General features: G+C 48.7%; 21 protein-coding genes and 1 rRNA gene. 20 read left to right on the top strand and 2 right to left on the bottom strand.

The window, feature by feature from the left end; translation table 11 throughout:
- Nucleotides 1-317: 317 nt before the first annotated feature.
- Both K5Q99_RS16850 and glpK read left to right on the top strand, forming a co-directional pair.
- Nucleotides 318-1667: an outer membrane protein transport protein gene (locus tag K5Q99_RS16850; RefSeq protein WP_220777506.1), complete on the top strand. Its 1350-nt coding sequence runs from the start codon at nucleotides 318-320 to the stop codon at nucleotides 1665-1667.
- Between the two features lie 193 nt (nucleotides 1668-1860).
- Complete coding sequence (gene glpK / locus K5Q99_RS16845) at nucleotides 1861-3345, top strand: glycerol kinase GlpK (RefSeq protein WP_106648324.1); 1485 nt, start codon at nucleotides 1861-1863, stop codon at nucleotides 3343-3345.
- Between the two features lie 158 nt (nucleotides 3346-3503).
- On the opposite strand, the gene K5Q99_RS16840 is transcribed toward glpK, so the two are convergent.
- Nucleotides 3504-3833, bottom strand: a complete 330-nt coding sequence (locus K5Q99_RS16840; RefSeq protein WP_106648323.1) for a hypothetical protein — start codon at nucleotides 3831-3833, stop codon at nucleotides 3504-3506.
- 737 nt (nucleotides 3834-4570) lie between these two features.
- Between K5Q99_RS16840 and mraZ the strand changes: the two genes are divergently transcribed.
- From mraZ to lpxC, 15 genes are all read left to right on the top strand, one after another.
- Complete coding sequence (mraZ, locus tag K5Q99_RS16835; protein ID WP_006079885.1) at nucleotides 4571-5029, top strand: division/cell wall cluster transcriptional repressor MraZ; 459 nt, start codon at nucleotides 4571-4573, stop codon at nucleotides 5027-5029.
- 31 nt (nucleotides 5030-5060) lie between these two features.
- On the top strand, nucleotides 5061-6002 hold the full coding sequence (gene rsmH / locus K5Q99_RS16830) for a 16S rRNA (cytosine(1402)-N(4))-methyltransferase RsmH (protein WP_105251189.1): 942 nt from the start codon (nucleotides 5061-5063) through the stop codon (nucleotides 6000-6002).
- Nucleotides 6003-6012: 10 nt separating this feature from the next.
- Nucleotides 6013-6327 carry a cell division protein FtsL gene (ftsL, locus tag K5Q99_RS16825; protein WP_105251190.1) on the top strand — a complete coding sequence of 105 codons (315 nt, stop codon included), beginning with the start codon at nucleotides 6013-6015 and terminating at the stop codon, nucleotides 6325-6327.
- A gap of 13 nt (nucleotides 6328-6340) precedes the next feature.
- A complete protein-coding gene (locus tag K5Q99_RS16820) occupies nucleotides 6341-8095 on the top strand; it encodes a penicillin-binding transpeptidase domain-containing protein (protein ID WP_220777505.1) in 1755 nt (584 codons plus the stop codon).
- Nucleotides 8092-9591: a UDP-N-acetylmuramoyl-L-alanyl-D-glutamate--2,6-diaminopimelate ligase gene (gene murE / locus K5Q99_RS16815; protein WP_220777504.1), complete on the top strand. Its 1500-nt coding sequence runs from the start codon at nucleotides 8092-8094 to the stop codon at nucleotides 9589-9591. Before K5Q99_RS16820 ends, murE begins: the two co-directional genes overlap by 4 nt.
- Complete coding sequence (locus K5Q99_RS16810) at nucleotides 9588-10970, top strand: UDP-N-acetylmuramoyl-tripeptide--D-alanyl-D-alanine ligase (RefSeq protein ID WP_220777503.1); 1383 nt, start codon at nucleotides 9588-9590, stop codon at nucleotides 10968-10970. The genes murE and K5Q99_RS16810 overlap by 4 nt, the downstream gene beginning before the upstream one ends.
- On the top strand, nucleotides 10971-12053 hold the full coding sequence (gene mraY / locus K5Q99_RS16805; protein ID WP_220777502.1) for a phospho-N-acetylmuramoyl-pentapeptide-transferase: 1083 nt from the start codon (nucleotides 10971-10973) through the stop codon (nucleotides 12051-12053).
- 6 nt (nucleotides 12054-12059) lie between these two features.
- Nucleotides 12060-13379, top strand: a complete 1320-nt coding sequence (gene murD, locus K5Q99_RS16800) for a UDP-N-acetylmuramoyl-L-alanine--D-glutamate ligase (RefSeq protein WP_006079892.1) — start codon at nucleotides 12060-12062, stop codon at nucleotides 13377-13379.
- Nucleotides 13369-14580 carry a cell division protein FtsW gene (ftsW, locus tag K5Q99_RS16795; RefSeq protein ID WP_006079893.1) on the top strand — a complete coding sequence of 404 codons (1212 nt, stop codon included), beginning with the start codon at nucleotides 13369-13371 and terminating at the stop codon, nucleotides 14578-14580. The genes murD and ftsW overlap by 11 nt, the downstream gene beginning before the upstream one ends.
- Nucleotides 14580-15668: an undecaprenyldiphospho-muramoylpentapeptide beta-N-acetylglucosaminyltransferase gene (murG, locus tag K5Q99_RS16790; RefSeq protein ID WP_220777508.1), complete on the top strand. Its 1089-nt coding sequence runs from the start codon at nucleotides 14580-14582 to the stop codon at nucleotides 15666-15668. The genes ftsW and murG overlap by 1 nt, the downstream gene beginning before the upstream one ends.
- 2 nt (nucleotides 15669-15670) lie before the next feature.
- The gene (murC, locus tag K5Q99_RS16785; RefSeq protein WP_006079895.1) at nucleotides 15671-17137 is read left to right on the top strand and encodes a UDP-N-acetylmuramate--L-alanine ligase; all 1467 of its coding nucleotides are present in this window, start codon (nucleotides 15671-15673) and stop codon (nucleotides 17135-17137) included.
- Between the two features lie 151 nt (nucleotides 17138-17288).
- Nucleotides 17289-18038: a cell division protein FtsQ/DivIB gene (locus tag K5Q99_RS16780; RefSeq protein WP_220777501.1), complete on the top strand. Its 750-nt coding sequence runs from the start codon at nucleotides 17289-17291 to the stop codon at nucleotides 18036-18038.
- On the top strand, nucleotides 18019-19254 hold the full coding sequence (gene ftsA / locus K5Q99_RS16775) for a cell division protein FtsA (RefSeq protein ID WP_006079897.1): 1236 nt from the start codon (nucleotides 18019-18021) through the stop codon (nucleotides 19252-19254). The genes K5Q99_RS16780 and ftsA overlap by 20 nt, the downstream gene beginning before the upstream one ends.
- A gap of 33 nt (nucleotides 19255-19287) precedes the next feature.
- Complete coding sequence (gene ftsZ, locus K5Q99_RS16770) at nucleotides 19288-20475, top strand: cell division protein FtsZ (RefSeq protein ID WP_220591823.1); 1188 nt, start codon at nucleotides 19288-19290, stop codon at nucleotides 20473-20475.
- Between the two features lie 181 nt (nucleotides 20476-20656).
- On the top strand, nucleotides 20657-21577 hold the full coding sequence (lpxC, locus tag K5Q99_RS16765; protein ID WP_011845621.1) for a UDP-3-O-acyl-N-acetylglucosamine deacetylase: 921 nt from the start codon (nucleotides 20657-20659) through the stop codon (nucleotides 21575-21577).
- Between the two features lie 12 nt (nucleotides 21578-21589).
- Here lpxC and K5Q99_RS16760 read toward each other — a convergent pair whose 3' ends face one another.
- On the bottom strand, nucleotides 21590-22036 hold the full coding sequence (locus K5Q99_RS16760) for a DUF721 domain-containing protein (protein ID WP_220591824.1): 447 nt from the start codon (nucleotides 22034-22036) through the stop codon (nucleotides 21590-21592).
- Between the two features lie 27 nt (nucleotides 22037-22063).
- Here K5Q99_RS16760 and K5Q99_RS16755 point away from each other — a divergent pair, with 27 nt between their 5' ends.
- The 3 genes from K5Q99_RS16755 to K5Q99_RS16745 all read left to right on the top strand — a co-directional run.
- Nucleotides 22064-22963 (top strand): M23 family metallopeptidase, encoded by a 900-nt coding sequence (locus K5Q99_RS16755; protein WP_220591825.1) that lies wholly within the window; start codon nucleotides 22064-22066, stop codon nucleotides 22961-22963.
- Between the two features lie 60 nt (nucleotides 22964-23023).
- Nucleotides 23024-25750, top strand: coding sequence for a preprotein translocase subunit SecA (gene secA / locus K5Q99_RS16750; protein WP_220777507.1), 2727 nt, complete (start codon nucleotides 23024-23026; stop codon nucleotides 25748-25750).
- Nucleotides 25751-26551: 801 nt separating this feature from the next.
- A 16S ribosomal RNA gene (locus K5Q99_RS16745) occupies nucleotides 26552-26774 on the top strand; the annotation flags it as partial.

Genomic DNA, 26774 nt, shown 5'->3' with positions numbered 1-26774 from the left:
TTATAGTTTTTATTTTTGTAATTAACTGATATTAATGAGTTTATGTTTTTTATTTCTTTTGTGGTTTTCCACAATAGCGAGTGTTAAGTCTAGTGATGACTGTGTTTTGATGTTTGAATATTGATCTTTATCACTAAAAATATCCAATATTGGAATTTATTTGGTTTTTTCATCTGTTTTATCTCCTTTGGTTGCAAACATCTTCTGCATAAGTAAACTGCTGCGCATTCAATCTGGAGTCTTTGCTCTATTTTGCCTGAACGCCGCAGTACTCATTTAAGTAGTACAGATAACAATAATATGATTAGAGAATAATGATGCAAAAACGTCTTCTGACTTTGGCTGTCACTGCAGCCTTGTTAAGTTCAACGACTCAACTCCATGCCGCTGGTTTTCAATTGGCCGAATATTCTGCCACTGGGTTAGGCCGTGCTTTTGCGGGTGAAGCGGCTATGGCGGATAACGCTTCGGCTCAAGGTCGAAATCCAGCCATGCTGACTTACCTTGAAGGTCGTCAGCTCTCTGCGGGTGGCATTTATGTGATGCCAAATGTCGATGTGACTGGTGATGTCAGCCTTAGCTCGCCGTTGCTTGGCCCTGAACCCGTTAAGATGAAAGGCGGCGATGCACTGGATGTGGCCGATGATGCACTGGTACCTAACTTTTACTACTCGAATCAGCTAAATGATCAATGGACTTGGGGCCTAGCGGTAAACTCTAACTATGGTCTAGCCACTGAATTACCTGCGACCCACGCCGCGGCCATTTTTGGTAATAAGACTTCGGTTACCACAGTTGAGTTTAATCCAAACATCGCTTATCGCATCAATGACGCTGTCAGCGTCGGTGCTGGTGTACGTATTGTTTATGGTGAGGGCGAAATTGGTGCCTCATTACCCGGTTGGGTCGATGGTATCAAGCCTGCTCTGCCGGCTCCAGTACAGGCTGTGTTGCCACCAGGTGGCACTGAGCTTAAGAGCATGAAGGGTGATGATATCGGTTACGGCTGGCAGTTAGGTGCAAGCTGGCAGATTAATCCCGCTCACCGTTTAGGTTTTGCGTATCACAGTAGTGTGAAACTGGACTTAGATGGCCATGCTTCTGGCGTCTTGTACACTGGTGGTCAAGATGTATCTATCGAAGGGTATTTACCCCTTGAATTGCCTGCTTTTGCAGAAATTGCTTCTCATCACCAATTGACCGATAACTGGGCTATGCACGCGAATGTGAACTGGACCGATTGGAGTGTATTCGATCAGCTGGTGGCGTATTTCCCTGGCGAGGTTAAACCTAAGGGCGGTTTAGAGTCTGATTTAGTTAAAGAAGAACACTTTGAAGATAACTGGCGCTTCGCGCTGGGAACCACTTACCAAGTCAATAATGCTTGGTTAGTGCGTGCCGGTGTGGCGCTAGATAAAACGGCGGCGCAGGACGAGTGGCGCACAACCACAATTCCAGACTCTGACCGTCTGTGGTTCTCTGTGGGCGCCGGTTATCAGGCAACTAAGAACCTGAACGTTGATTTTGCTGTGACTTATATCAAAGCAACAGGCGATGCGCCCATCAACGAGCAACAAAATTTATTGAACCTAGCGACGGTTAACTTTAACGGTGAAGCAAGCGGCGATGTGTGGCTTGCGGGTATCCAGATGAGCTATAAGATGTAAGTTCTACGTAGTTTAATTAAGCCCTGAATCTTCAGGGCTTTTTTATGGCTATAGCATGGTGGCGTTATCTTGTTTTACGGCTTGCTTGCTGGTCACGGCGGAAAATTGCGAATATATTCATTGCATAAGTAGTGGATCATGTTAATTCTCGTCAGCATAAAAAGGCGACGGAGAGTTCAGATAGGATAGTAGCGTGCAGAAAAAATACGTGGTGGCCTTAGATCAAGGTACGACCAGCTCAAGAGCGATAGTGTTCGATCACGACGCAAATATTGTCAGCGTGTCCCAGCGGGAATTCACCCAGTTGTACCCTAATCCGGGTTGGGTCGAGCACGATCCCATGGAGATTTGGGCAAGCCAAAGTTCAGTATTAATTGAAGTGCTGGCGCGCGCAGGGATCCACAGTGATGAAGTGGCCGCGATTGGCATTACCAATCAGCGGGAAACTACTGTCATTTGGGAAAAAGCCACAGGTAAACCTATCTATAACGCGATTGTATGGCAGTGCCGTCGCAGCGCTGAGATTTGTGAGCAACTCAAGGCCCAAGGGCTAGAAGAATATGTGCGTGACAACACAGGTCTACTGCTCGACCCTTATTTTTCAGGCACTAAGATCAAGTGGATTCTGGATAATGTGCCCAATGCCCGTGCGCAAGCCGAGCGCGGCGAGTTGTTATTCGGCACTATCGATACTTGGCTAGTGTGGAAGTTAACCGAGGGCAAAGTGCATGTCACCGATCCCACCAATGCCGCCCGTACTCTGCTGTTTAATATCCATAGCCTGACTTGGGATAACAAGTTACTTGAGGCTTTAGACATTCCCTTGTCTATGTTGCCCGAAGTTAAGCCTTCCTGCAGCGTGTATGGCACTACGCGGATTGCCGGTGAAGGCAGTGAAATTCAAGTCGCAGGGATGGCAGGCGACCAACAAGCGGCGCTTTTTGGCCAGCTGTGTGTCGAGCCCGGCATGGCGAAGAATACCTATGGCACTGGCTGTTTTTTATTGATGAATACCGGGACCAAAGCGGTGCGCTCCAACCATGGGTTACTGACCACAGTTGCCGTGGGGCCGAAGGGCGAAGTGAACTACGCCCTCGAAGGCTCAGTCTTCATGGGTGGCGCGACTATTCAATGGCTGCGGGATGAACTCGGGCTTATTCGTGATGCCAGCGATACCGAATATTTTGCCTCTAAGGTTGCCGATACCAATGGCGTGTATCTAGTGCCCGCCTTTGTCGGACTCGGGGCGCCCTATTGGGACCCGAATGCCCGTGGCGCGCTATTTGGGTTAACCCGTGGCGCCAATCGTAATCATATTATTCGGGCGGCGTTAGAATCCATCGCTTACCAGAGTAAAGATTTACTCGATGCCATGACTAAAGACAGTGGTGTAAGCCTTAAACGTTTGAAGGTGGATGGCGGTGCGGTCGCCAATGATTTTTTGATGCAGTTTCAAGCCGATATTACCGATGTCGAAGTGTTAAGACCGAGTAATTGCGAAACAACTGCCCTAGGCGCGGCATTTTTAGCGGGTCTGGCGGTGGGCTTTTGGGAGAGTGTCATTGAGCTTGAACATAAAGCCTGTATCGATAAGCATTTTATCCCCAACATTGACGCCCAGACTCGGGGGAGCTTATACGCAGGTTGGCAAGATGCCGTCGCCAGGACGCGCGCCTAAGCTATTCGACTTAAGCTACTCAATTTGAGTTCTTTGACTTGAGGCATGCTTAAATTTGATATTAAGTTTGGGTTGGTTTGAAATATGACTCGATTGTGGTGAATAAAAAGGCGCTAATCCAATGGGATTGCGCCTTTTCCGTTTGTATTCGTACTGATTTATACTTCAACATCAATAATATGTTGGCTCGGAGGCTTTTTAATTTCCGCGGTATCGTCGGTCACTTCAAGCACGACACCTTCTTTTAATTCTTCGGGCTCATCCGATGCACGGCGTTTCTTATTCTTGCTGTTATCAGTATCTTTGCGTCTTTCCCTGACTTTTGCGTCGCGCCCTTCTAACGTCGGGGGTAACTGCGACTGTGGTGTTTCATGGCTATCGGGGGCATTTGCGGTTGCACTACTGACTTGGTCGACGACCCGTTTAGGGTGCAACACGGCTTTCACTGGCTGCGCCAGCATGGCATAAATGCTATCCAATCCACTCATAACGCCTCCTTGTTACTACAGCTCTTAACGTGTTATCGGCAGGAGTCGGTTAATATTTAGACTATACGCCGTTTAAGTGTTTAAGGCGAATGAGGGGCTTAGGTTTTGGTATGAGCAACAGATGTGAATTAAAGCAGTGCTCAGCAAGAAAGAAGCATAGTGGTTGAGAAGAAACAAGTAGTAGCGAGTTCGAAATCGAGGCAATTTTGTTGGATTTGCGTAGAGCTTTTGGTGGATTTTGGCTAGAAATTTTGAGCCTTCTCGCAATCGTGACATTAATATTCAACCATCTGCAAAAAGATGATCGTCTTTATTTAGGATGGTAATTTAGTTTTTCATGCTGAATCCAACTCTTTTTTGACTGCCTAATTAGGTTGGATTTAAGTTTGTTTTGTTGCGTTTTTGGGTTTAAGGTTATTTTTCGTTACGCAAAATCCCGCAAAGTGAGAATGTATTCCCCATCTTTTTCATCGCAAGCGTCTGAAAGCTAAAGGTTGCTGAATATTTCGGCGTAATTTATTCCTGTAGTTTCCTCTGTTTAGTCGATCTTTCGTGGTCTTTCATGTCAAAAGTTTGTCGCTAGGTTAAGTGCTCAACATGCTGCTAACCCGCTTGCCGACTGGATTTATAAAAGGATCCCATCCCTTGACATTGCTTGTCGACTGTCCCTAAACTTAGCAGTTGTGGGAAATAGTGGATATTTGTGGATCAAAAATCAAAGGATAGGATGAATTAGCGTGTTTCGTGGAGCCAGTGCTATCAACTTAGATACAAAGGGACGGATCGCTATTCCAGTGCGATACCGCGAACCTTTGCAGCTTGAGCACCAAGGCCGTATCGTGATAACCGTCGACATCCAATCCGCCTGTTTACTCTTGTATCCAATCCATGAATGGGAATTGATCGAAGCTAAGTTGTTAACGCTTTCCGATACCGATAAAACCCAGCGATCGTTGAAACGTCTGTTACTTGGTTATGCCCACGAAGTGGAGCTCGACGGTAATGGGCGCATATTACTGCCGCCACCGCTAAGGCAATATGCCAATTTAGATAAGCGCATCATGCTGGTGGGGCAATTGAATAAATTTGAGCTGTGGGATGAGCAATCTTGGCTGCAGCAAATCGATGAGTGTCAGGAAACAATTCGAAGTGAGGAGCTTGCCAGTAACGAGCGCCTCGCGGATTTTTCACTTTAACGAGTCGTGATAACTAAATAAGAAGAGAGTAATGAGTCAAGAATTTGCCCATTTATCCGTACTGCTAGCAGAAACGGTTGGCGGTTTAAACATCAAAGACGATGGCATCTATATCGATGGCACGTTTGGCCGCGGTGGTCATTCAAGACAAGTATTACAACAACTCGGTGAACATGGTCGATTGATCGCCATCGACAGAGATCCCCAAGCGATTGAAGCGGCAAAACAATTTGCTGACGATCCACGCTTTCAAATCGTGCATGGTGGTTTTGGCCAATTAGCCGATTACGTCGAAGAGCTTGGGCTAGTGGGCAAAATAGATGGCGTATTACTCGATTTAGGTGTGTCTTCGCCGCAACTTGACGATGCTGAACGCGGTTTTAGTTTTTTGCGCGATGGTCCACTCGATATGCGGATGGATAACAGCCAAGGCCAAACGGCTGCGCAATGGTTGGCTCGTGCCGAAATTGAAGATATGGCTTGGGTATTTAAAACTTACGGTGAAGAGAAAAATGCCCGTCATATTGCCCGTTGTATCGCTGCCGATCGTGAGAAAACACCGTTTTTACGTACCAAAGATTTAGCCGATTTAATTGCGCGTATCACTAAAAATAAAGAACGCAATAAGCATCCTGCGACTCGGGTGTTTCAAGCGATCCGCATTTATATCAATAGTGAATTAGATCAAATTGATCAGGCACTTGAAGGAGCCGTCAATGTGCTGGCTCCCCAAGGACGCTTGTCGGTCATCAGTTTCCATTCTTTAGAAGATCGTATCGTGAAGCGTTTTATTCGTCGTCATAGCCAAGGCGAAAGTGTACCGCACGGTTTTCCGGTCACTGAAGATCAAATTAACAAGTCGCGTAAGCTACGCGCCGTGGGCAAGGCGATTATGCCATCCGACGAAGAAATCGAACGCAATGCCAGAGCTCGTAGCTCAGTGTTACGCATTGCCGAGCGTTTAGATTACTAAGGGGCGTATTGTGAGTAAGCCCTCGATCAACCTGCCACGGATCGTTTTACATGATTTATGGCTGCACAAATGGATCTTGTTATTAGCCTTGCTTGTGCTGAGTAATGCGGTTGCCGTGGTTTATGGCAGCCATGTTAGCCGTCAACTGACAACCCAGTGGGACCAGTTACTGCAGGAGCGAGATAGATTAGATATTGAGTGGCGCAATTTATTATTAGAAGAGCAATCGCAGACTGAGCACAGTCGTATTACGCGTATTGCCTCTAAGGAACTCAACATGAGTCGTCCGTTACCCAGCGAAGAAGTTGTGGTAAAGGTGCCGTGAGTATAGGGAAGATATGACTAGGCAAGCGAAAATCAAACGGGTAAGCAAACCGCAAAAACCTCAATTGATCCACTGGCGTTTATACGTAGTGGTCGGGTTTGTGTGTACGCTATTTTGCAGCCTAGTGGGACGCGCAGCTTACATTCAAATTATCGAGCCCGACAAATTACGTCACGAAAGTGACATGCGAACATTGCGGACCACAAGTCGTGAGGTGCAGCGTGGCTTGATCACCGACCGTAATGGCGACATGCTGGCCGTGAGCGTACCTGTACGAGCCGTCTGGGCTGATCCAAAACAAGTCAATGATAGTAATGGTTTTGCCGATATGCGCCGCTGGCAAGCCTTAGCCGATGTGTTGCATGAGCCCCTCGAAGATTTGTTAGAGCGAGTGCGCAGTAACCCCACCAAACGCTTCACCTACTTGAAACGCCAAATTACCCCTGCGGTTGCGGACTATATTACTCAGCTTAAATTACCCGGTGTATTTCTAAAGTCTGAATCTCGCCGTTATTATCCTGGTGGTGAAATCACAGCTCAGTTAATCGGCATCACTAACATTGATGATGTTGGGATTGAAGGCGTAGAAAATGCTTACAATAGCTGGCTAACGGGTACGCCTTCAAAACAGAAAGTGCGTAAATCCCGCGATGGTCATGTGGTTGAGCGCCTCGATATCATCCAAGAAGGCGAAAGCCCGAATGATCTCGTGCTCAGCATAGACCAACGGATTCAGCAGCTAGCGTACCGCGAGCTGAAACGCACCACAGAGATGAACCAAGCGACCTCGGGTTCCATCGTCGTACTAGATATTCACACGGGTGAAGTGTTGGCTATGGTGAATACGCCATCGTACAACCCCAATGCGCGCGACAATCTGCAAACCTTCAGAATGCGTAACCGCGCCATGACAGATACCTTCGAGCCCGGTTCGACCATTAAGCCCTTTGTTGTGGCTGCTGCGCTTGAAGCTGGTACAGTTAAATCGACCGATATTATTGCCACTTCACCGGGTTGGATGCGTTTAGGCGGCCGCCAAGTGCGCGACCCCGCCAACTATGGCGACATGAGTTTGGCCCGTATTCTGGCGAAATCCAGTAACGTCGGCATTAGTAAATTGGCCTTGTCTATTCCGGTGCAGCAGTTACTCGGCACCTATCAATCTATGGGGCTTGGGAGCTTCTCAGGGATCAACCTTACGGGTGAAAGCGCGGGTGTGATCCAAGACCGCCACCGTTGGTCTGACTTTGAGCGCGCCACCTTGTCCTTCGGTTACGGTTTAACCGCAACCACACTGCAACTTGCACGTATGTACGCCACCTTAGGCAATGGCGGCACCTTATTTCCCGTCTCAATTATGAAACTGAAAAAGCCACCGGTCGGTGAGCGAGTCATTTCTGAAGATGTCGCCCACGATGTGATGCAAATGCTGGTTGGCGTGACAGAAAAAGGCGGCACGGGCACCTTAGCGCATATCGACGGTTATCCAGTTGCGGGCAAGTCTGGTACAAGCCGTAAGGCGGTTGCTGGCGGTTATGGTGATGATTATGTTGCTTTATTTGCGGGTGTTGCCCCAGCGAATAATCCTAAGTTAGCGATAGTGGTCGTCGTAAACGAGCCTAAGGGCGATCTCTATTATGGTGGTTCAGTGGCGGGGCCGGCATTTGCCAAAGTCATGTCTGGCGCACTGCAAATGTTAAACGTTGAACCCATTACCGATAAAGAACAAGTGCAATTGGCGGGTATCGCCGCCGGGAGAGCAGAATGATGTTATTACGGGATCTGCTTGCGCCTTGGCTGCATTATGCCGGCGCGCAGTCCTTCAACGATTTGACCTTAGATAGCCGCGCAATACGTCGCGGCGATGTGTTTTTGGCACTGCCAGGGCATAAGGTCGATGGCAGACAGTTTATTGAAAAAGCCTTAGATTTAGGTGCTGCTGCCGTATTAGTCCACACGGATGATGCCGATCAGCATGGCAAAGTGTTGCTCAGCGATAATGCCGAGCACGGCGTACAGATTTATGTTTTCCAGTTGAGCCGCCAAGTATCGGCTATCGCCGCCCAGCGTTATCCCTTAGCGCATCAGTCTGCGGCAACATCCCTTGGGGTGATTGGTATTACAGGCACTAATGGCAAAACCTCGACAAGCCAATTGATTGCCCAGCTGATAACGTCGCTCGGCCGCAAAGCCGCCGTGATGGGCACCCTTGGCAATGGCCTTTGGGGTGAGCTTGTCGATAGCGGTAACACCACAGCAGATGCTATAACCTTAATGCGTCAGTTGCATGACTTTGAAGCCCAAGGCGCGAGTGTTTGCGCTATGGAAGTGTCGAGCCACGGCTTAGTGCAAGGCCGAGTCGACGCTGTCCCCTTCGATGTTGCCGTGTTCACCAATCTGACGCGGGATCACCTCGATTACCACGGCGACATGGAAAGCTATGCCGCCGCTAAGCAAAGCCTATTTCGTTTCAGTACCTTAGGTCACGGCTTATTGAATCTCGACGACGCAGTTGGCGCATCTTGGTTGACTGAACTTAAATCTGTGCCTGCGCAAATGTGGGGCTTTAGTATTGAAGGTCATCAAGGTGCGGCTTTTTATACTAAAAATGCCAAGTTTGACGATCAAGGCGTCAGTGCAACCTTAGTCTGGCCCGAGGGCGAAACTCAAATTCACTCCCCACTACTTGGTGCCTTTAATCTTTCTAATTTACTCGCGGCGTTATCGGCCTTGTATCTGCAAGGTTTTGATATGAAAGCGTTAGCCGAGCAAGTGCAATACCTAACGCCCGTCGCAGGTCGTATGGAGCGTTTCACTACTGCGAATAACATTACCTTAGTGGTCGATTATGCCCATACACCCGATGCGATTGAACAAGCGTTAAACGCGCTACGTCGCCATTGTGCCGGTGATTTATGGTGCGTATTTGGCTGTGGTGGCGACCGTGATAAAGGCAAGCGTCCTTTGATGGGCCAAGCCGCAGAGCAATATGCCGACCGCATTATGGTGACCAGCGACAATGCGCGTAGTGAAGACCCCGCGCAAATTATTACCGATATTATCCAAGGGCTAATCCACCCTCAGCAGGCATTGACTCAGGTTGACCGTATCGCAGCAATTAAAGAGGTTGTGGCATTGGCGAAACCTGGCGATGTCATCTTGCTGGCGGGTAAAGGCCACGAAACTTACCAAGAGGCGGCAGGTGTGCGTCATGACTATGATGAACGCGCCCTGGCACGCCAGTTATCGGAGCAATCAAGATGATCCCTCTTTCTCTCGAGACCCTAAGTCAACACTTAGGTACGTTTCGAGTCGGTGACGACGTCACCATCGAAGATTTAAGCAGTGATAGCCGTAAAATCGGCGCTGCAACCCTGTTTGTTGCCTTAACGGGTGAGCGCTTTGACGGCCATGATTTTGCCGCAACAGCTATTGCGAACGGCGCCGCGGCGTTAATGGTTGAGCGTGAGTTAGCTTTTGATATCCCGCAGCTCATTGTGGCTGATTGTCAAAAGGCTATGGGCGCGATAGGGGCTTATGTCCGTGACCAAATTAATCCGATTTGCGTGGCGTTAACAGGCTCAAACGGCAAGACCAGCGTGAAGGAAATGATCGCGACCATTCTGTCGGCAAAGCATCAAATCCTCTATACCGCTGGCAATTTTAATAATGAGATTGGTGTGCCGCTCACTTTGCTGCGTTTAACGCCAGCGGATGAGTTTGGGATATTCGAGCTCGGCGCTAATCATAAAGGTGAAATCGATTACACCTCGGGACTCGTGCGTCCAAACGTGGCGCTGGTCAATAACGTCGGCAGCGCCCACTTAGAAGGATTTGGATCGCAAGCGGGTGTCGCGCAGGCGAAGTCGGAGATTTTTAATCATCTGCAGGCCGATGGTACCGCCATCATCAACGCCGATGATGCCTTTGCCGATTTTATGAGCGTTAAGGCAAGGCCTTATAAGCAACTGAGCTTCTCCCAGCAAGATGGCGCCGCTAAACGTCATATCGATGTCACTGCGACAGGTCATAAGACTAATGCCGATGGTTGTTATCGTTTTATGCTCAATTATTTAGGTGAGTCTTGCCCAGTGGTCTTGCCGCTGGCGGGGCGCCATCAGGTGAGTAATGCACTCGCCGCTGCAAGTGTTTGTATTGCTTTGGGATTAAGTTTGACTGAGATCGCCGAAGGCTTGAGCCAATTAACGCCAGTGAAAGGGCGCATGCAGCCGAGTCAATTGGGACGTGTGCGTCTAATCGACGATAGCTATAACGCAAATCCTGTGTCCGTTGGTGCGGCAATCGCGTGGTTAAAGGAAATTTCTGAAAATCGCTGTCTGGTACTGGGAGATTTAGGAGAATTAGGCGACAATGCGCCCCTTTTACACGCTGAACTAGGGCAACTGGCCAAGCAACAGGGGATAGATGCCTTGTTTTGTACCGGAACCTTAAGTCAGCACACGAGCCAAGCCTTCGGTGCGGAGCACTATGACAGTGTGGCGACGTTAGTAGAAAAACTCATAAAGCATATTAACCAGTTGCCGGGACAGGTAACGGTTCTCGTTAAAGGTTCACGTAGCGCCGCCATGGAGCGGGTCGTGGATGGCCTAACAGTAGCCTTCGGGCGTGGGGAGTTAGTGTAAATGCTGGTATATCTGGCCGAGTATTTAACCCGTTTTCATACCGGGTTTAACGTGTTTTCCTATGTGACGTTTCGAGCCATTTTAGGCTTATTGACCGCATTGATTTTTAGCTTATGGTGGGGGCCTAAACTGATAGAACGTTTGCAATTACTGCAAATTGGTCAGGTTGTGCGTAACGATGGTCCAGAATCACATTTTAGTAAGCGTGGCACGCCGACTATGGGTGGCTTGCTGATATTGGCTGCTATTTTCATCAGCGTATTGCTGTGGGGCGATCTCGGTAGCCGCTATGTGTGGGTGATGTTGTTTGTGCTCGGCAGTTTCGGTTTGATCGGCTTTATCGACGATTACCGTAAAGTGGTGCGTAAAGACACTAAAGGTTTGATCGCGCGCTGGAAGTACATTCTGCAATCTTTAGCTGCGCTGCTCATTGCTTTTTTCCTGTATGCCACGGCGGCAAATCCAGGTGAAACCCAGTTAGTGGTGCCTTTCTTTAAAGACGTGATGCCGCAACTTGGCGCCGTATTTATCGTATTGGCGTACTTCACTATTGTGGGGTCGAGTAATGCGGTGAACTTAACCGACGGCCTCGACGGTTTGGCCATTATGCCGACGGTAATGGTTGCGGCGGCGTTTGCCTTGATTGCTTATTTGTCGGGTCACGCGCAGTTTGCGAACTACTTACATATTCCGCATTTACCCGGTTCGGGTGAGCTAGTGATCGTCTGTACCGCCATTGTCGGTGCGGGTCTGGGCTTTTTGTGGTTCAACACTTACCCTGCGCAAGTCTTCATGGGCGATGTGGGTTCACTGTCATTAGGTGCTGCACTGGGCACAATTGCAGTGCTCGTTCGCCAAGAAATTTTGTTAGTGATCATGGGCGGCGTGTTCGTGATGGAAACCCTGTCAGTCATTCTGCAGGTGGGTTCGTTCAAGTTACGCGGCCAGCGTATTTTCCGCATGGCGCCGATACACCATCACTATGAGTTAAAAGGCTGGCCTGAACCTCGAGTGATAGTGCGTTTTTGGATTATCTCGATATTCCTCGTCTTACTTGGCTTAGCCACGTTGAAGTTAAGGTAATTGGTTATGCAAAATCAGTATTCACACATAGTGTTAGGTTTAGGGGCAACGGGTTTGTCCGTCGTGCGCTATTTGTGTGGAAAGGGCATTACGCCATTGGTGATGGACAGTCGTCGGCAGCCTCCGGGCGCCGAAACATTAGCGACGTCTTTTCCTGATGTGAAGCTGATTTCTGGCGGATTCGATTGCCGTTATCTCGTGCAAGCGACGCAGATTATTATTAGTCCCGGCATTGCCACTTATACCCCAGAGGTGCGTGCCGCTGTGGATATGGGCATCGAAGTAATTGGCGATGTGGAGCTATTTGCCCGTGAGATTGCTGACCGTAAACCTTGCGTTATCGGTATTACTGGCTCTAACGGTAAATCAACTGTCACTACGCTTGTGGGCGAAATGGCAAGGGAAGCGGGTATCGCCGTTGCCGTTGGTGGCAATATCGGTGTGCCTGCGCTGGATCTACTGCATGAAAATGCCGACTTATTTGTGCTTGAGTTGTCGAGCTTTCAATTGGAAACCACCCATAGCCTTAAGTGTGTGGTGGCGACCTGTTTGAATATCAGCGAAGACCACATGGACAGATACAGCGATATCGCTGCCTACCGCGAAGCTAAATTACGTTTATACAAACAAAGCCGCGCCGTGCTGTTTAATCGCGACGATAAACTGACCGTACCGCCAGAGCCAATGAACCAAAACAGTTTTGGTTTAGCTGCGCCTGAAGCGGACGAATGGGGCATCAGCGACAGCAAGATTTATCACGGCAGCAGCGAAATCATGCCGATCACTGAAGTCTCCCTGATTGGCAGCCATAACCATGCCAACTTGCTCGCAGCAATGGCGCTTGTGGATGCAGTGGGCGTTGATAAACAGGTGATGGCAAAAGTGGCGCGTAGCTTTACCGGCTTATCCCATCGCTGTGAAGTGGTTGGCATTAAGAATGGCGTGACCTATGTCAATGACTCGAAAGCAACGAACGTCGGTGCCACCGTTGCCGCGCTCGATGGTTTGAGTGATCACTTAGGCGATATTATTTTGATTGCTGGCGGCGACGGCAAAGGTGCTGATTTTAAACCTTTAGGCGTGGCGTTAGCGAAAGTAACACACCTCATTACCTTAGGTCGTGATGGCAAAAAGATTGCCGCGTTAAAAGACGGCGCGGTGAAGGTCGACACTATGGCGGCAGCGGTAACGAAGGCCGCTGAATTGGCAACTTCTGGCGATATCGTTTTATTGTCACCAGCCTGCGCCAGTTTAGATATGTACAGTAACTTTATGGCTCGAGGTGACGATTTTAGAAACCTTGTGGAGCAACTTAATGGCGAGTGATGTAAGACAACTTAGCCTATTTGGGCGTTTGCGTTCAGCAATGCCCAATTGGCAACGTGATACCGAAGTGCCGGGCGTGCAATTGTACGACCGTGCTTTGCTCACGGCTGTGTTGTCTTTGATTGGCTTTGGCTTTGTGATGGTGATGTCGGCCTCAATGCCCGAAGCGCAAACCCTCACTGGTAACCCGTTTTATTTTATGACTCGCCATGTGGGTTATTTAGTGGGTTGCTTAGCCATTGCGGCATTTGTATTAAGAGTCGAAATGCAAACCTGGCAGCGCTGGAGTCCCATGCTGCTATTGGTTGTGGGCTTGATGTTGCTGGCGGTTTTAGTGGTCGGTACAACGGTAAACGGTGCGACGCGTTGGTTATCGATAGGCCCAATTCGCATCCAAGTGGCAGAAGTCGCTAAGTTTGCCTTTGCCATCTACATGGCGGGTTATTTAGTGCGTCGTCATCAGGAAGTGCGCGAGAATGCTAAAGGCTTCTATAAGCCGATTGCAGTATTTGCGATTTACGCTGTGCTGATTTTGATGCAGCCCGACTTAGGTACTGTGGTAGTGCTATTTGTGGGAACGGTTGGTCTATTGTTTTTAGCCGGTGCACGTTTGCTCGACTTCTTCGCCCTGATTTTTGCTGGCGTGTTGGCGTTTGTGGCTTTGGTATTGTTAGAACCTTACCGTATGCGCCGGGTGACGTCGTTTATGGATCCTTGGCAAGATCCTTTCGGTAGCGGTTACCAGTTGACACAATCTTTGATGGCCTATGGCCGTGGCGATTGGTTTGGCCAAGGACTGGGCAACAGTATTCAAAAATTAGAATATCTGCCCGAAGCGCACACTGACTTTATCTTTGCCGTGATCGGCGAGGAATTAGGTTTTATCGGCATTATTGCCGTGTTATCTGTGCTGCTATTTGTGGCGCTGAGATCGATTCGTTTAGGTAATTTATGTCTAGCCATGGATAAGCCATTTGAAGGTTATTTAGGCTATGCCATCGGTATTTGGATTTGTTTTCAGACTGTGGTTAATGTCGGCGCAAGTATCGGCATGTTACCGACCAAAGGGCTGACATTACCTTTTATCAGCTACGGCGGCAGTAGTTTATGGGTCATGACGGCGGCAGCCATGATGTTGCTGCGCATTGATTACGAGCGGCGCATGACATTAGTTCAGGCCGTGCAAGGGAGATTGAAGTGATGACCCCAACAGGAAAACGTATTTTAGTCATGGCGGGTGGTACGGGAGGACATGTATTCCCGGCGCTGGCGGTGGCTAAGTATCTAGCTCAACAGGGTTGGCAAGTGCGTTGGTTAGGCACGGCCGATCGTATGGAGGCGCGTTTAGTGCCCCAGTATGGATTTGATATAGATTTCATCGATATCAAAGGTGTTCGCGGCAATGGGTTGATCCGAAAACTCGCGGCGCCCTTTAAAGTGGTGCGCTCAATATTGCAGGCTAAGGCCGTGATTGCTGAGTTTAAACCCGATGTGGTACTTGGCATGGGCGGATTCGCCAGTGGCCCTGGTGGTGTGGCGGCAAGATTAGCCGGTATTCCACTGGTGCTGCATGAACAAAATGCCATCCCAGGGATGACCAACAAGTTGTTGTCGCGGATTGCGACGCAGGTGTTATGTGCTTTTAAAAACACTTTTTCCTCAGTGAAGGCCAAGGTGGTTGGCAATCCTATTCGCCAAGAACTGATTGCCTTAGGTGCGCAGCCAAAGCCTGAGGCTGATAAAGCCTTAAAAGTATTAGTTGTCGGTGGCAGCCTTGGCGCCAAAGTCTTTAATGATCTGATGCCTGAAGCGGTTGCGATTCTGAGTCAGCAGCAGTCCGTAACGGTTTGGCATCAAGTGGGTAAAGATAATCTTGCGGGCGTGAAGGCGGCTTATCAGCAACATGGGCAAGATGGCGGGGTGAATATCGCCGAGTTTATCGACGACATGGAAGCCGCCTATCGCTGGGCTGATGTGGTATTGTGCCGCGCCGGCGCGCTGACGGTGTCTGAGTTAGCGGCGGTGGGGCTACCGAGTATTCTGGTGCCTTATCCCCATGCGGTGGATGATCACCAAACCCGTAACGGCCAAGTATTGGTTGAGGCTGGCGCAGCTTTCCTATTGCCACAGGCCATCTTGGACGTGAATAAACTGGCGGGCAAATTACAACTGCTTGCCAATGACAGAACAGAATTAGCCCGTATGGGCCAAAGAGCGAGAGACGTTGCCGTACTGGATGCGACTGAACAAGTTGCCGCAGTGTGCATCAGCCTTGCCGAGAAAGGATAAGCATGACTAAGACAGAAAGATACGCACAACTGAGAAGCATGATCCCAGAAATGCGCCGTATTAAGCGTATTCACTTCGTCGGCATTGGCGGCGCGGGCATGGGCGGGATCGCCGAAGTGTTAGTGAACGAAGGCTATCAGGTGAGTGGTTCGGATATCGCGCAAAATGCCGTGACCGACAGATTGTGTTTGCTCGGTGCCAAGATCCAAATTGGTCATGCCGCCGAAAACGTGCAGCAAGTGGATGTGGTCGTGGTCTCCACGGCGATTAATCTGGAAAACCCAGAAATCCTTGCCGCTAAAGAATTACGTATTCCTATTGTGCGCCGCGCCGAAATGCTAGCCGAGTTGATGCGTTATCGACATGGTGTGGCAATTGCGGGCACCCATGGTAAAACCACGACAACGAGCCTTATCGCCAGCGTGTACGGTCAAGCGGGGCGGGATCCAACCTTCGTGATTGGTGGCTTGCTCAATAGCGCCGGTACCAACGCCAGATTAGGCACCAGCCGTTACTTGATTGCCGAAGCCGATGAGAGTGATGCGAGCTTCCTGCATTTGCAGCCTATGGTCAGTGTGGTGACTAACATTGAAGCCGATCATATGGATACCTATGGCGGTGATTTCGAGAAATTGAAATCGACCTTCGTGGATTTCCTACATAACTTGCCGTTTTACGGTGTCGCAGTTGTGTGTATCGACGATGCTGTGGTGCGTGAAATCATGCCGCGGATTGGTCGTCAACTCGTGACCTATGGTTTTAGTGACGATGCGGACGTGCAAGCGCTGAATTTCAGTCAGCAAGGGCATCAGTGTCGTTTCACTGTGAGACGTAAAGGCAAAGCGGATCTCGATCTGGTGCTTAACTTGCCGGGTCAACATAACGTGCTTAATGCCTTAGCTGCGATAGCGGTCGCGACCGAAGATGAAATCGACGACAGCGCCATTACTCAGGCGTTAGTGGAGTTCCAAGGCATAGGTCGTCGTTTCCAGCATTTGGGCAAGTTTGCTACGCCCAAGGGCGAAGTTATGTTGGTCGATGATTATGGCCATCACCCCAGTGAAGTTGCCGCGACCATTAAAGCTGCCCGTGCAGGTTGGCCCGACAAACGTCTGGTTATGGCGTATCAGCCACACAGATACACGCGTACCCGTGATTTGTATGAAGATTTTGTTGAAGTGTTATCCCAAGTGGATTGCTTACTGTTGCTCGATGTTTATAGTGCGGGGGAAGCGCCAATTACAGGTGCCGATGGCCGAGCTCTATGTCGCTCAATTCGTCTGCGTGGCCAGTTAGATCCGATCTTTATCGCTAGTCCAGATCAGCTCGCAGAAGTATTGCCCGATGTATTGCAGGAGGGGGATTTATTACTCACCCAAGGTGCGGGTAATATTGGCGCCCTGTCGCGATTGTTAGCGACAACAGAATTGGGCTTTGCTGTTGCAGAATTACCTGCGCAAGCAAGCTGATCTTTAGCGCTTGATCTGCGAGGAAAAGGAAATTTTGACCAAAGGATTTTGGTCTATATAATGGCCGGTTTTCTGTGGTTTTTAATGAGTGTCGTTAAAGGTGGAATGAAGCGTGTCTTGGAGTGATAAGAGGCGGCACTGGCGGGCAAGAATGTCACGGGTTAATTGGTATCTGTGGAGCGGGGCTGGCTTTTTATTCTTCATCGTGGCCAGTTTTGTATTTGGTGGATACCAGCTACATAAATTTTTAAACGATGCCAGCACCTTGCCGATTGAGGCCGTTGCCATCAAAGGTGAGCGGGCTTACACCACAGATAAAGATATACAAGTAGCACTACAGCATTTAATGCAGCGGAGTTTTTTTAGTGCTGATATCACCTTAGTGCAACAGGCGTTAGAAGCCTTACCTTGGGTGTATCGCGCGTCGGTAAGACGCGAGTGGCCTGCGAAACTCAGGGTATATTTGCAGGAGCAGCAACCAGCAGCCCATTGGAATGGTGACGCTTGGTTGAACGTGCATGGCGAAGTGTTTGAAGCGCCATCGCACCCAGAGCTGGAGCATTTACCGCAGTTATCAGGGCCAGACGATATGGGTCTTGAGGTGCTGACTGTGTATGCACAGATCAACTCACTGTTAAAGATTAATGGCTTTACCTTAGCCAGTTTGAATTTGACGCCGCGACATGCGTGGCACGCGACCTTAGGGAACGGCATCGTTTTAGATTTAGGTCGAGAAGATAAAATTGCACGGATACAGCGATTTATAACTGTTTATCCGGTTTTGGCGAAACAAGATAAATCCGTCGCCAGAGTAGATTTGCGCTACGACACAGGGTTGGCCGTAGGCTGGGGCGATGCACAAACAAGAGAGCCGATAATTAATGATCAAAAACCAAGATAGAAACCTTATCGTCGGATTGGATATAGGAACCTCTAAGGTCGCAGTGATCATAGGCGAAGTTCTGCCCGATGGCGAAATCAGCATAGTCGGCCTTGGCAACCATCCCTCAAGAGGCATGGATAAAGGTGGCGTGAACGATTTAGATTCGATAGTTCGCAGTGTGCAACGTGCGCTCGATCAAGCGGAATTAATGGCCGATTGCCAAGTGTCATCGGTTTACCTGAGCATTTCCGGTAAACATATCGCCTGCCAAAACGAAAATGGCATGGTGTCGATTAACGATGAGGAAGTGACACAGGAAGACGTCGATAACGTGATCCACACGGCTCGCTCGGTGAAGATCCCGACCGAACGTCGCATCTTACATGTGCTGCCGCAGGAATATGCGATCGACGTGCAAGACGGCATCCGCAGCCCTATCGGTATGTCCGGCATGCGGATGGAAGCCAAGGTACATATAGTGACTTGCGCCAATGATATGGCGAAGAACATCACTAAAAGCGTTGAGCGTTGTGGCCTTAAGGTCGACGATTTAGTGTTCTCTGGGATTGCTTCGGCCGATGCTGTGTTGACCTTCGATGAGAAAGATTTAGGTGTGTGTATCGTCGATATCGGCGGTGGCACCACGGATATTGCGGTCTATACCAACGGTGCCTTGCGTCATTGTGCGGTTGTGCCAGTTGCGGGCAACCAAGTGACCAACGACATTGCGAAGATTTTTCGCACGCCGTCGTCACATGCTGAACAAATTAAAGTGCAATTCGCCTGTGCGCGCAGCTCGATGGTGAGCCGCGAAGACAGTATCGAAGTGCCATCGGTAGGTGGACGTCCATCGCGGAGCATGTCACGTCACACGCTCGCCGAAGTAGTAGAACCAAGATACCAAGAGCTGTTTGAGTTAGTGCTCAAAGAGCTGAAAGACAGTGGCTTAGAAGATCAAATCGCCGCAGGTATTGTGCTCACTGGTGGCACAGCGTCGATTCAAGGTGTGGTCGATATCGCAGAAGCGACATTCGGCATGCCAGTTCGCGTAGCATCACCGCTACCGATCAAAGGTTTATATGAATACGTGGACCAGTCTATTTACTCCACTGGAGTCGGACTGCTTCATTACGGTGCACGACGGGTGATCGAACGTCAGTTCGAACGTCCTGAGCGCCAAGGGGTAACTAGCGCTTGGAATCGGGTCCAAAGCTGGTTTAAGGGCGAATTTTAATTTTCATAACGCAGGCAACACGGAGATCAGACAATGTTTGAGATCATGGATACTCACTCAGACGACGCGGTGATTAAAGTCATCGGCGTTGGCGGCGGCGGCGGTAACGCTGTCGAACATATGGTCAAACACAACATTGAAGGTGTTGAGTTTATCGTTACCAATACAGACGCTCAGGCCCTGAGAAAATCAGGTGCAGGCTCAACGATTCAATTAGGACGCGATGTCACTAAAGGTCTCGGAGCTGGGGCAAACCCAGATGTGGGTCGTGCAGCAGCTGAAGAAGACCGCGAAAACATTCGCGCAGCAATCAAAGGCTCTGACATGATCTTTATCGCTGCCGGTATGGGCGGTGGTACAGGTACAGGTGCGGCGCCCGTTGTTGCTCAAATCGCTCGCGAAGAAGGTATTCTGACCGTTGCGGTTGTGACTAAGCCTTTCCCATTCGAAGGGAAAAAGCGTATGGCTTATGCCGAGCAAGGTATTAGCGAACTGGCTAAGCACGTGGATTCGTTAATCACGATCCCAAATGAAAAATTATTAAAAGTATTGGGCCGTGGCACTTCTTTACTCGATGCGTTCGCCGCAGCGAATAACGTGTTACTTGGCGCGGTACAAGGTATTGCCGAGCTTATCACTCGTCCAGGTCTGATTAACGTCGACTTCGCCGACGTGAAGACAGTGATGTCTGAAATGGGTAATGCCATGATGGGTACAGGCGTCGCTCGCGGTGAAGACCGTGCAGAAGAAGCGGCTGAAGCTGCTGTTGCCAGCCCATTATTAGAAGACATCGACTTAGCCGGTGCGCGTGGTGTGTTAGTTAACATCACTGCGGGTATGGACATGAGTATCGAAGAATTCGAAACCGTGGGCAATCACGTTAAGGCTTATGCCTCTGACAACGCGACTGTAGTTGTTGGTGCTGTCATCGACCCAGAAATGAGTGATGAGCTGCGTGTAACGGTAGTTGCTACAGGTATCGGTGCTGAAAAGCGTCCAGATATCCAATTGGTGTCTAAACCAGCGCCTCGTCCAGAGCCTGTGGTTGTGGAACCAAAAGTCGAAGCCTATGTCGAAGAAGCGGTACATGTGAACTACGCTGCGCCAAAAGGCAACGTATTGCCAGCGGCACCGCAGCCAGCAGCACAACCTGCACCATCGACAAAGCATGAGTTGGATTATCTTGATATTCCAGCATTTTTGCGTAAGCAAGCCGACTAGCGATAGCGTTTGAGTCCAGCGTAATGTGTGAGGTGTTGTTCGTTTTGGGCAATACCACAACATAGCTGCATTTGTGTGACATAATAAAGTTATGTTATTATGTTGAACCAGTGCGGCCAATTTGCCGACGCTGAGTGTACAAATATTAGGCTTTATAATTGGCATATAAACGGGTAACTGAATGATATTTCAAAGAACTGTTCAGAAAATGGTGAAAACAACTGGTGTCGGATTGCATTCTGGCAACAAGGTCACTTTGAGCATTATGCCCGCGCCCGTTAATTCAGGGATCGTACTCGTGCGCACCGATCTGAGTCCTGCCGTTGCTATTCCAGCGAAGGCGGAGCAAGTTCGTGAAACCACTATGTGTACGGCACTTGTCAATGACGAAGGTATTCGTATCTCGACCATTGAGCATTTATTTGCAGCACTTGCGGGTTTAGGCATAGATAACGCCGTAATCGAAGTGGACGCGCCTGAAATTCCTATTATGGATGGCAGTGCGAGCCCATTCGTCTTCTTATTGCAGTCTGCGGGTATTAAAGAGCAGGCGGCTCCTAAGAAGTACTTAAAAATTAAGCGCCCTGTGCGGGTTGAAGATGGCGACAAATGGGCTGAGCTAAAACCCTTTAAAGGTTTTAGAGTCAATTTTAAAATTGACTTCGCGCACCCAGAAATCGCCCGTAGCCAGCAGCATGTGGTGATGGACTTTTCAACGTCTGCTTTCGTGAAAGATATCAGCCGCGCCCGTACTTTTGGGTTTATGCGTGATATCGAATATCTGCGAGCCAACAACCTAGCGTTGGGCGGCAGCATGGAAAACGCTGTTGTACTTGATGAATATCGCGTCCTTAATCCCGACGGCCTGCGTTATGAGGACGAATTTGTTAAGCACAAAATTCTAGATGCGTTTGGTGATCTATATGTGGCAGGACACGCTATTTTAGGTGAGTTTACTGCGTATAAAACCGGTCATGCGCTGAACAACCAATTGGTGCGTGCTTTACTGGCGCAACAAGATGCGTGGGAGTTGGTTAGCTTTGAAAAAGAAGCTGATGTTCCCGTCAGCTTTACCGTGCCAGGCGGCGCTGTATTTGCTTAAAAAGCGGTGAGATTATTTATTACGGCTGGCCAATGAGGCCAGCCGTTTTAGTTTTTCGCCCAATGAACCGCCAATATTTTCTGCTAACGCCGCAATATGCTCCGCTGCCGCAGGGCTTAATTCTTTGTGTCCCTGTTTAGGCTTTGCGTCATACATTGCTAATCTCGGGTTGACTTTAACTTCAATTGCGGTAAGGATTGGGAGCGTTTCTGCCTGAAGCTGTGCTAACAGCTTCGGCTTTTGGAAATTAATTCGTGCAGCCCATGCCGCCGAAGTGGTTTCAACCACAAGAACACCCTGACGGAAATTCGCGACTTTAAGTTGTTCCGCAACAGGACCTGCAATCATCTGCTTCACATGCTGATCCAGATATAAAAGTAGTTCCGCTTTCTCAGCAAGGTCGGGTAATTTGCCCGATTGATGCAGTAATTGGCTGAGATCTTGAGGGGGCTTTTTCATATGATAATAAGATGGCTGAATTAGGCTATGAGTGTAACAGTATTTATTCAAGGTCGGAATGGCGTCACACGCTGGCAGCCCAGTAAACGCTGGTTGCTACTTCCAATACTATTGTTGGCCACTGGGTCCAGTATTTATCAACACAACTCAGCTCGATTTCAAGATCAGCAAGCCAGTGTCGATAATGATCGTATTCAACGCGAACAACAAAAGAAACAAGTCTTAGAGCTAAAAAGTGCTACCGAGTCTCAACTGGCCATGCTAGTGACTCATGTTGCACGTATGCAAGCCAAGATCACCCGTCTCGAAGCCTTAGGCCAACAAGTTGCCCAGCAGAACAAATTGGATGAAGATTTCGATTTCTCATCCGAAGTGGGTGTAGGTGGTTTGAGCGAATTAGGCACTAACATCGAGCTCGGACAGCTTATCGACGATATGGATAAGTTGGCATCACGAATTGACAATAATAATGTTCAGCTTTCACTACTTGAAACAGTGTCATCTAACCACCATATAGATGATGAACGTTATATATCAGGGATCCCACTCGATAAAGGTTGGTTATCGTCGCCCTACGGATTACGTAATGACCCTTTCAACGGTCGCAGGACTGTGCATAAGGGGATTGATTTTACCGGCCGAGAAGGTGCCAAAGTTGTTGCGACTGCTGCAGGCGTAGTAACTTGGGCTGGGAACATGTTCGGTTATGGCGAGTTGGTTGAAATAGACCATGGTAACGGTTTACATACGCGTTATGGCCATAATAAAGCTTTGTCAGTGACTGTAGGTGATGTGGTCGCAAAAGGCGATGCAATCGCCAGTATGGGAAGCACTGGGCGCTCAACTGGGGCTCATGTGCATTATGAAGTGTTGCGCGGCGGACAGCAGATAGATCCACAAAAGTTTGTCTACCGCAAAGCAAGTTAATTGAAACATTGGCTTCTAGTTTCCATCATGGACTTGGCCTACAGAGAATAAGTGATTCAGATGTTTGGTAAATTACTGACAAAAGTATTTGGTAGTCGCAACGACCGCACCCTTAAAGGGCTTCAAAAGATCGTTATTAGCATTAACGCACTAGAAGCTGATTATGAAAAATTAACCGATGAAGCATTAAAAGCGAAAACCGCTGAGTTCCGTGAGCGTTTAGCTGCCGGCGCATCATTAGATAGCATCATGGCTGAAGCGTTTGCGACAGTACGTGAAGCCTCTAAGCGTGTCTTTGAGATGCGCCACTTCGACGTACAGTTACTCGGTGGTATGGTGCTCGACAGTAACCGTATTGCGGAGATGCGTACGGGTGAAGGTAAAACCTTAACGGCCACCTTGCCTGCATACTTAAACGCATTGACGGGCAAAGGTGTTCACGTAATTACCGTGAACGATTACTTAGCACGTCGTGATGCCGAGAATAACCGTCCGCTGTTTGAGTTCCTTGGTTTAACCGTCGGCATCAATGTGGCAGGTCTCGGTCAGCAGGCAAAGAAAGATGCCTATAACGCCGATATCACTTACGGTACCAACAACGAGTTTGGTTTCGATTATTTGCGCGATAACATGGCGTTTTCGCCGCAAGAACGGGTACAACGTCCGTTGCATTACGCCCTAATCGATGAAGTGGATTCAATCTTAATCGACGAAGCACGTACACCGCTGATTATCTCTGGTGCCGCTGAAGACAGCTCTGAGCTTTACATCAAGATCAACCTGCTTATCCCAAATCTTATCCGTCAGGATAAAGAAGACTCTGAAGAGTATGTGGGTGAGGGTGACTACAGCATCGATGAAAAAGCCAAACAAGTGCATTTCACCGAACGTGGTCAAGAAAAAGTAGAGAACCTGCTGATCGAGCGCGGCATGTTAGCCGAAGGTGACTCACTCTATTCTGCTGCAAATATTTCCCTGTTACATCATGTTAACGCGGCGCTCCGTGCGCACACGCTGTTTGAGCGTGATGTGGATTACATAGTACAAGACAACGAAGTCATCATAGTCGATGAACACACGGGTCGTACTATGCCAGGTCGTCGTTGGTCAGAAGGCTTACATCAAGCTGTCGAAGCCAAAGAAGGCGTGCACATTCAAAACGAAAACCAAACATTGGCTTCGATCACTTTCCAGAACTACTTCCGTCAATACGAGAAGCTGGCAGGTATGACAGGTACTGCCGACACTGAAGCGTTCGAATTCCAACACATCTATGGATTAGACACAGTTGTTGTGCCGACTAACCGTCCAATGGTGCGTAAGGATATGGCGGATTTGGTTTACCTGACCGCCGATGAAAAATATCAAGCTATCATCAAAGACATTAAAGATTGCCGCGAACGTGGTCAGCCAGTGTTGGTGGGTACGGTATCAATCGAACAGTCTGAACTGCTAGCGCGCTTAATGGTGCAGGAAAAAATCCCACATCAAGTTTTGAACGCGAAATTCCATGAAAAAGAAGCTGAAATCGTCGCCCAAGCAGGTCGTACTGGTTCTGTGACTATTGCGACGAACATGGCAGGTCGTGGTACCGATATCGTGCTTGGCGGCAACTGGAATATGGAAATCGATGAACTCGATAATCCAACAGCAGAGCAAAAAGCTAAGATCAAAGCTGATTGGCAAATTCGTCATGATGAAGTCGTTGCTGCGGGTGGTTTACATATCCTAGGCACAGAACGTCACGAATCACGCCGTATCGATAACCAGTTACGTGGTCGTGCGGGTCGTCAAGGTGACGCGGGCTCATCACGCTTCTATCTGTCGATGGAAGATAGCTTAATGCGTATCTTCGCCTCGGATCGTGTCTCTGGCATGATGAAAAAGCTGGGTATGGAAGAAGGCGAAGCGATCGAGCATCCATGGGTGTCTCGCGCAATCGAAAACGCTCAACGTAAAGTTGAAGCGCGTAACTTCGATATCCGTAAGCAATTACTCGAATTTGATGACGTCGCTAACGATCAACGCCAAGTGGTTTACGCCCAGCGCAACGAGTTGATGGATGCGGAAAGTATTGAAGATACTATCCAAAACATCCAAGACGATGTGATTGGCGCGGTAATCGATCAATATATTCCGCCGCAATCAGTAGAAGAGCTGTGGGATATCCCAGGTTTAGAGCAACGTCTACACCAAGAATTTATGCTCAAACTACCTATCCAAGAATGGTTAGATAAAGAAGATGATCTGCATGAAGAGAGTCTGCGTGAGCGTATTATTACTGCTTGGGGCGATGCGTATAAGGCAAAAGAAGAAATGGTTGGCGCGCAAGTGCTACGCCAGTTTGAGAAAGCCGTTATGCTGCAAACGCTCGATGGTCTGTGGAAAGAACACTTAGCGGCGATGGACCATCTGCGTCAAGGTATCCACTTACGTGGTTACGCGCAGAAGAATCCAAAGCAAGAATATAAGCGTGAGTCGTTTGAGTTATTCCAACAACTGCTGAACACCTTGAAACACGACGTCATCAGTGTGCTGTCGAAAGTACAAGTTCAAGCTCAGTCGGATGTGGAAGAAATGGAAGCGCGTCGTCGTGAAGAAGATGCCAAGATCCAGCGCGACTATCAACACGCAGCGGCAGAGTCGCTTGTTGGCGGTGGTGACGAGCATGAAGCTGTCACTGCGCAAGCGCCTATGATTCGTGATGGTGAGAAAGTGGGTCGTAACGATCCTTGTCCTTGTGGTTCAGGCCGCAAGTACAAACAATGTCACGGCAAGTTAAGTTAATCTGCTGACAGATTAAGTCTACTGAATAAGTAGAATAGAACGCACACTAAAGGCAACTTATCTAAGTTGCCTTTTTATTTCTTCTTTAATAAGCCTAGCGCTTACTCTCGTGCCGTCCGGATTACATTCTTACTCTTCTTTATATAGCTAATCGTCGTCATTCTTGATTGAACCACGTTTCACTCTTATTGATAGTCACTACAGTTAACCCACAGCTGTAGCAAATTTAACCGTTAAAACCCCATTTGTGGATAAGTCTGAGGATAAAGTGGGGGTATTGTGTGACTAACTGAAAGTATTAAAAAAAGATCCAATTTTCTCAAAAAAGCCCTTGCGGACTTCCTCAATCTCCCTATAATGCGCATCCACTGACACGGCAGACAGCGTAACGCAAGTTAAGCAAAAAAAGCCAAGCAGTTCATCGGTTAGCAAGCTAAACGATGAGTGTTGAGAAAGTTGAAAAAACTACTTGACGCACTAACGGGAATGCGTAGAATACGCAGCCCTGACCCGCTGAAAACTCAGTGTGTGGTCAACGCTCTTTAACAATTTATCAAGCAAATCTGTGTGGACACTCACAGGTGTTGAGTTAATCGAAACTGCTTAGCCTTAGGGGTGGCAGTCAAAAATTTAAATCAATGTTTTCAAGTCATTCTCCTTACGGGAAGGGTGATTGAGTGTTCATAGTAATATGTACATACAGTAATGTATGAATTGAAACGCGATGCTTCTTAGTGAGCAAAGCGAATCAAAACAGTAGAATTCATTGAGCCGTTTGACGAAAGTCAAACAACAAAACTTTAATTGAAGAGTTTGATCATGGCTCAGATTGAACGCTGGCGGCAGGCCTAACACATGCAAGTCGAGCGGCAGCGCAAGGGAGTTTACTCCTGAGGCGGCGAGCGGCGGACGGGTGAGTAATGCCTAGGGATCTGCCCAGTCGAGGGGGATAACAGTTGGAAACGACTGCTAATACCGCATACGCCCTACGGGGGAAAGGAGGGGACCTTCGGGCCTTCCGCGA

Origin of the sequence: Shewanella hafniensis (assembly GCF_019655335.1) — a bacterium.
Classification (GTDB): domain Bacteria; phylum Pseudomonadota; class Gammaproteobacteria; order Enterobacterales; family Shewanellaceae; genus Shewanella; species Shewanella hafniensis.
The sequence above is the reverse complement of the archived record's forward strand: the minus strand, read 5'-3'. Positions and strand labels throughout refer to the sequence as shown.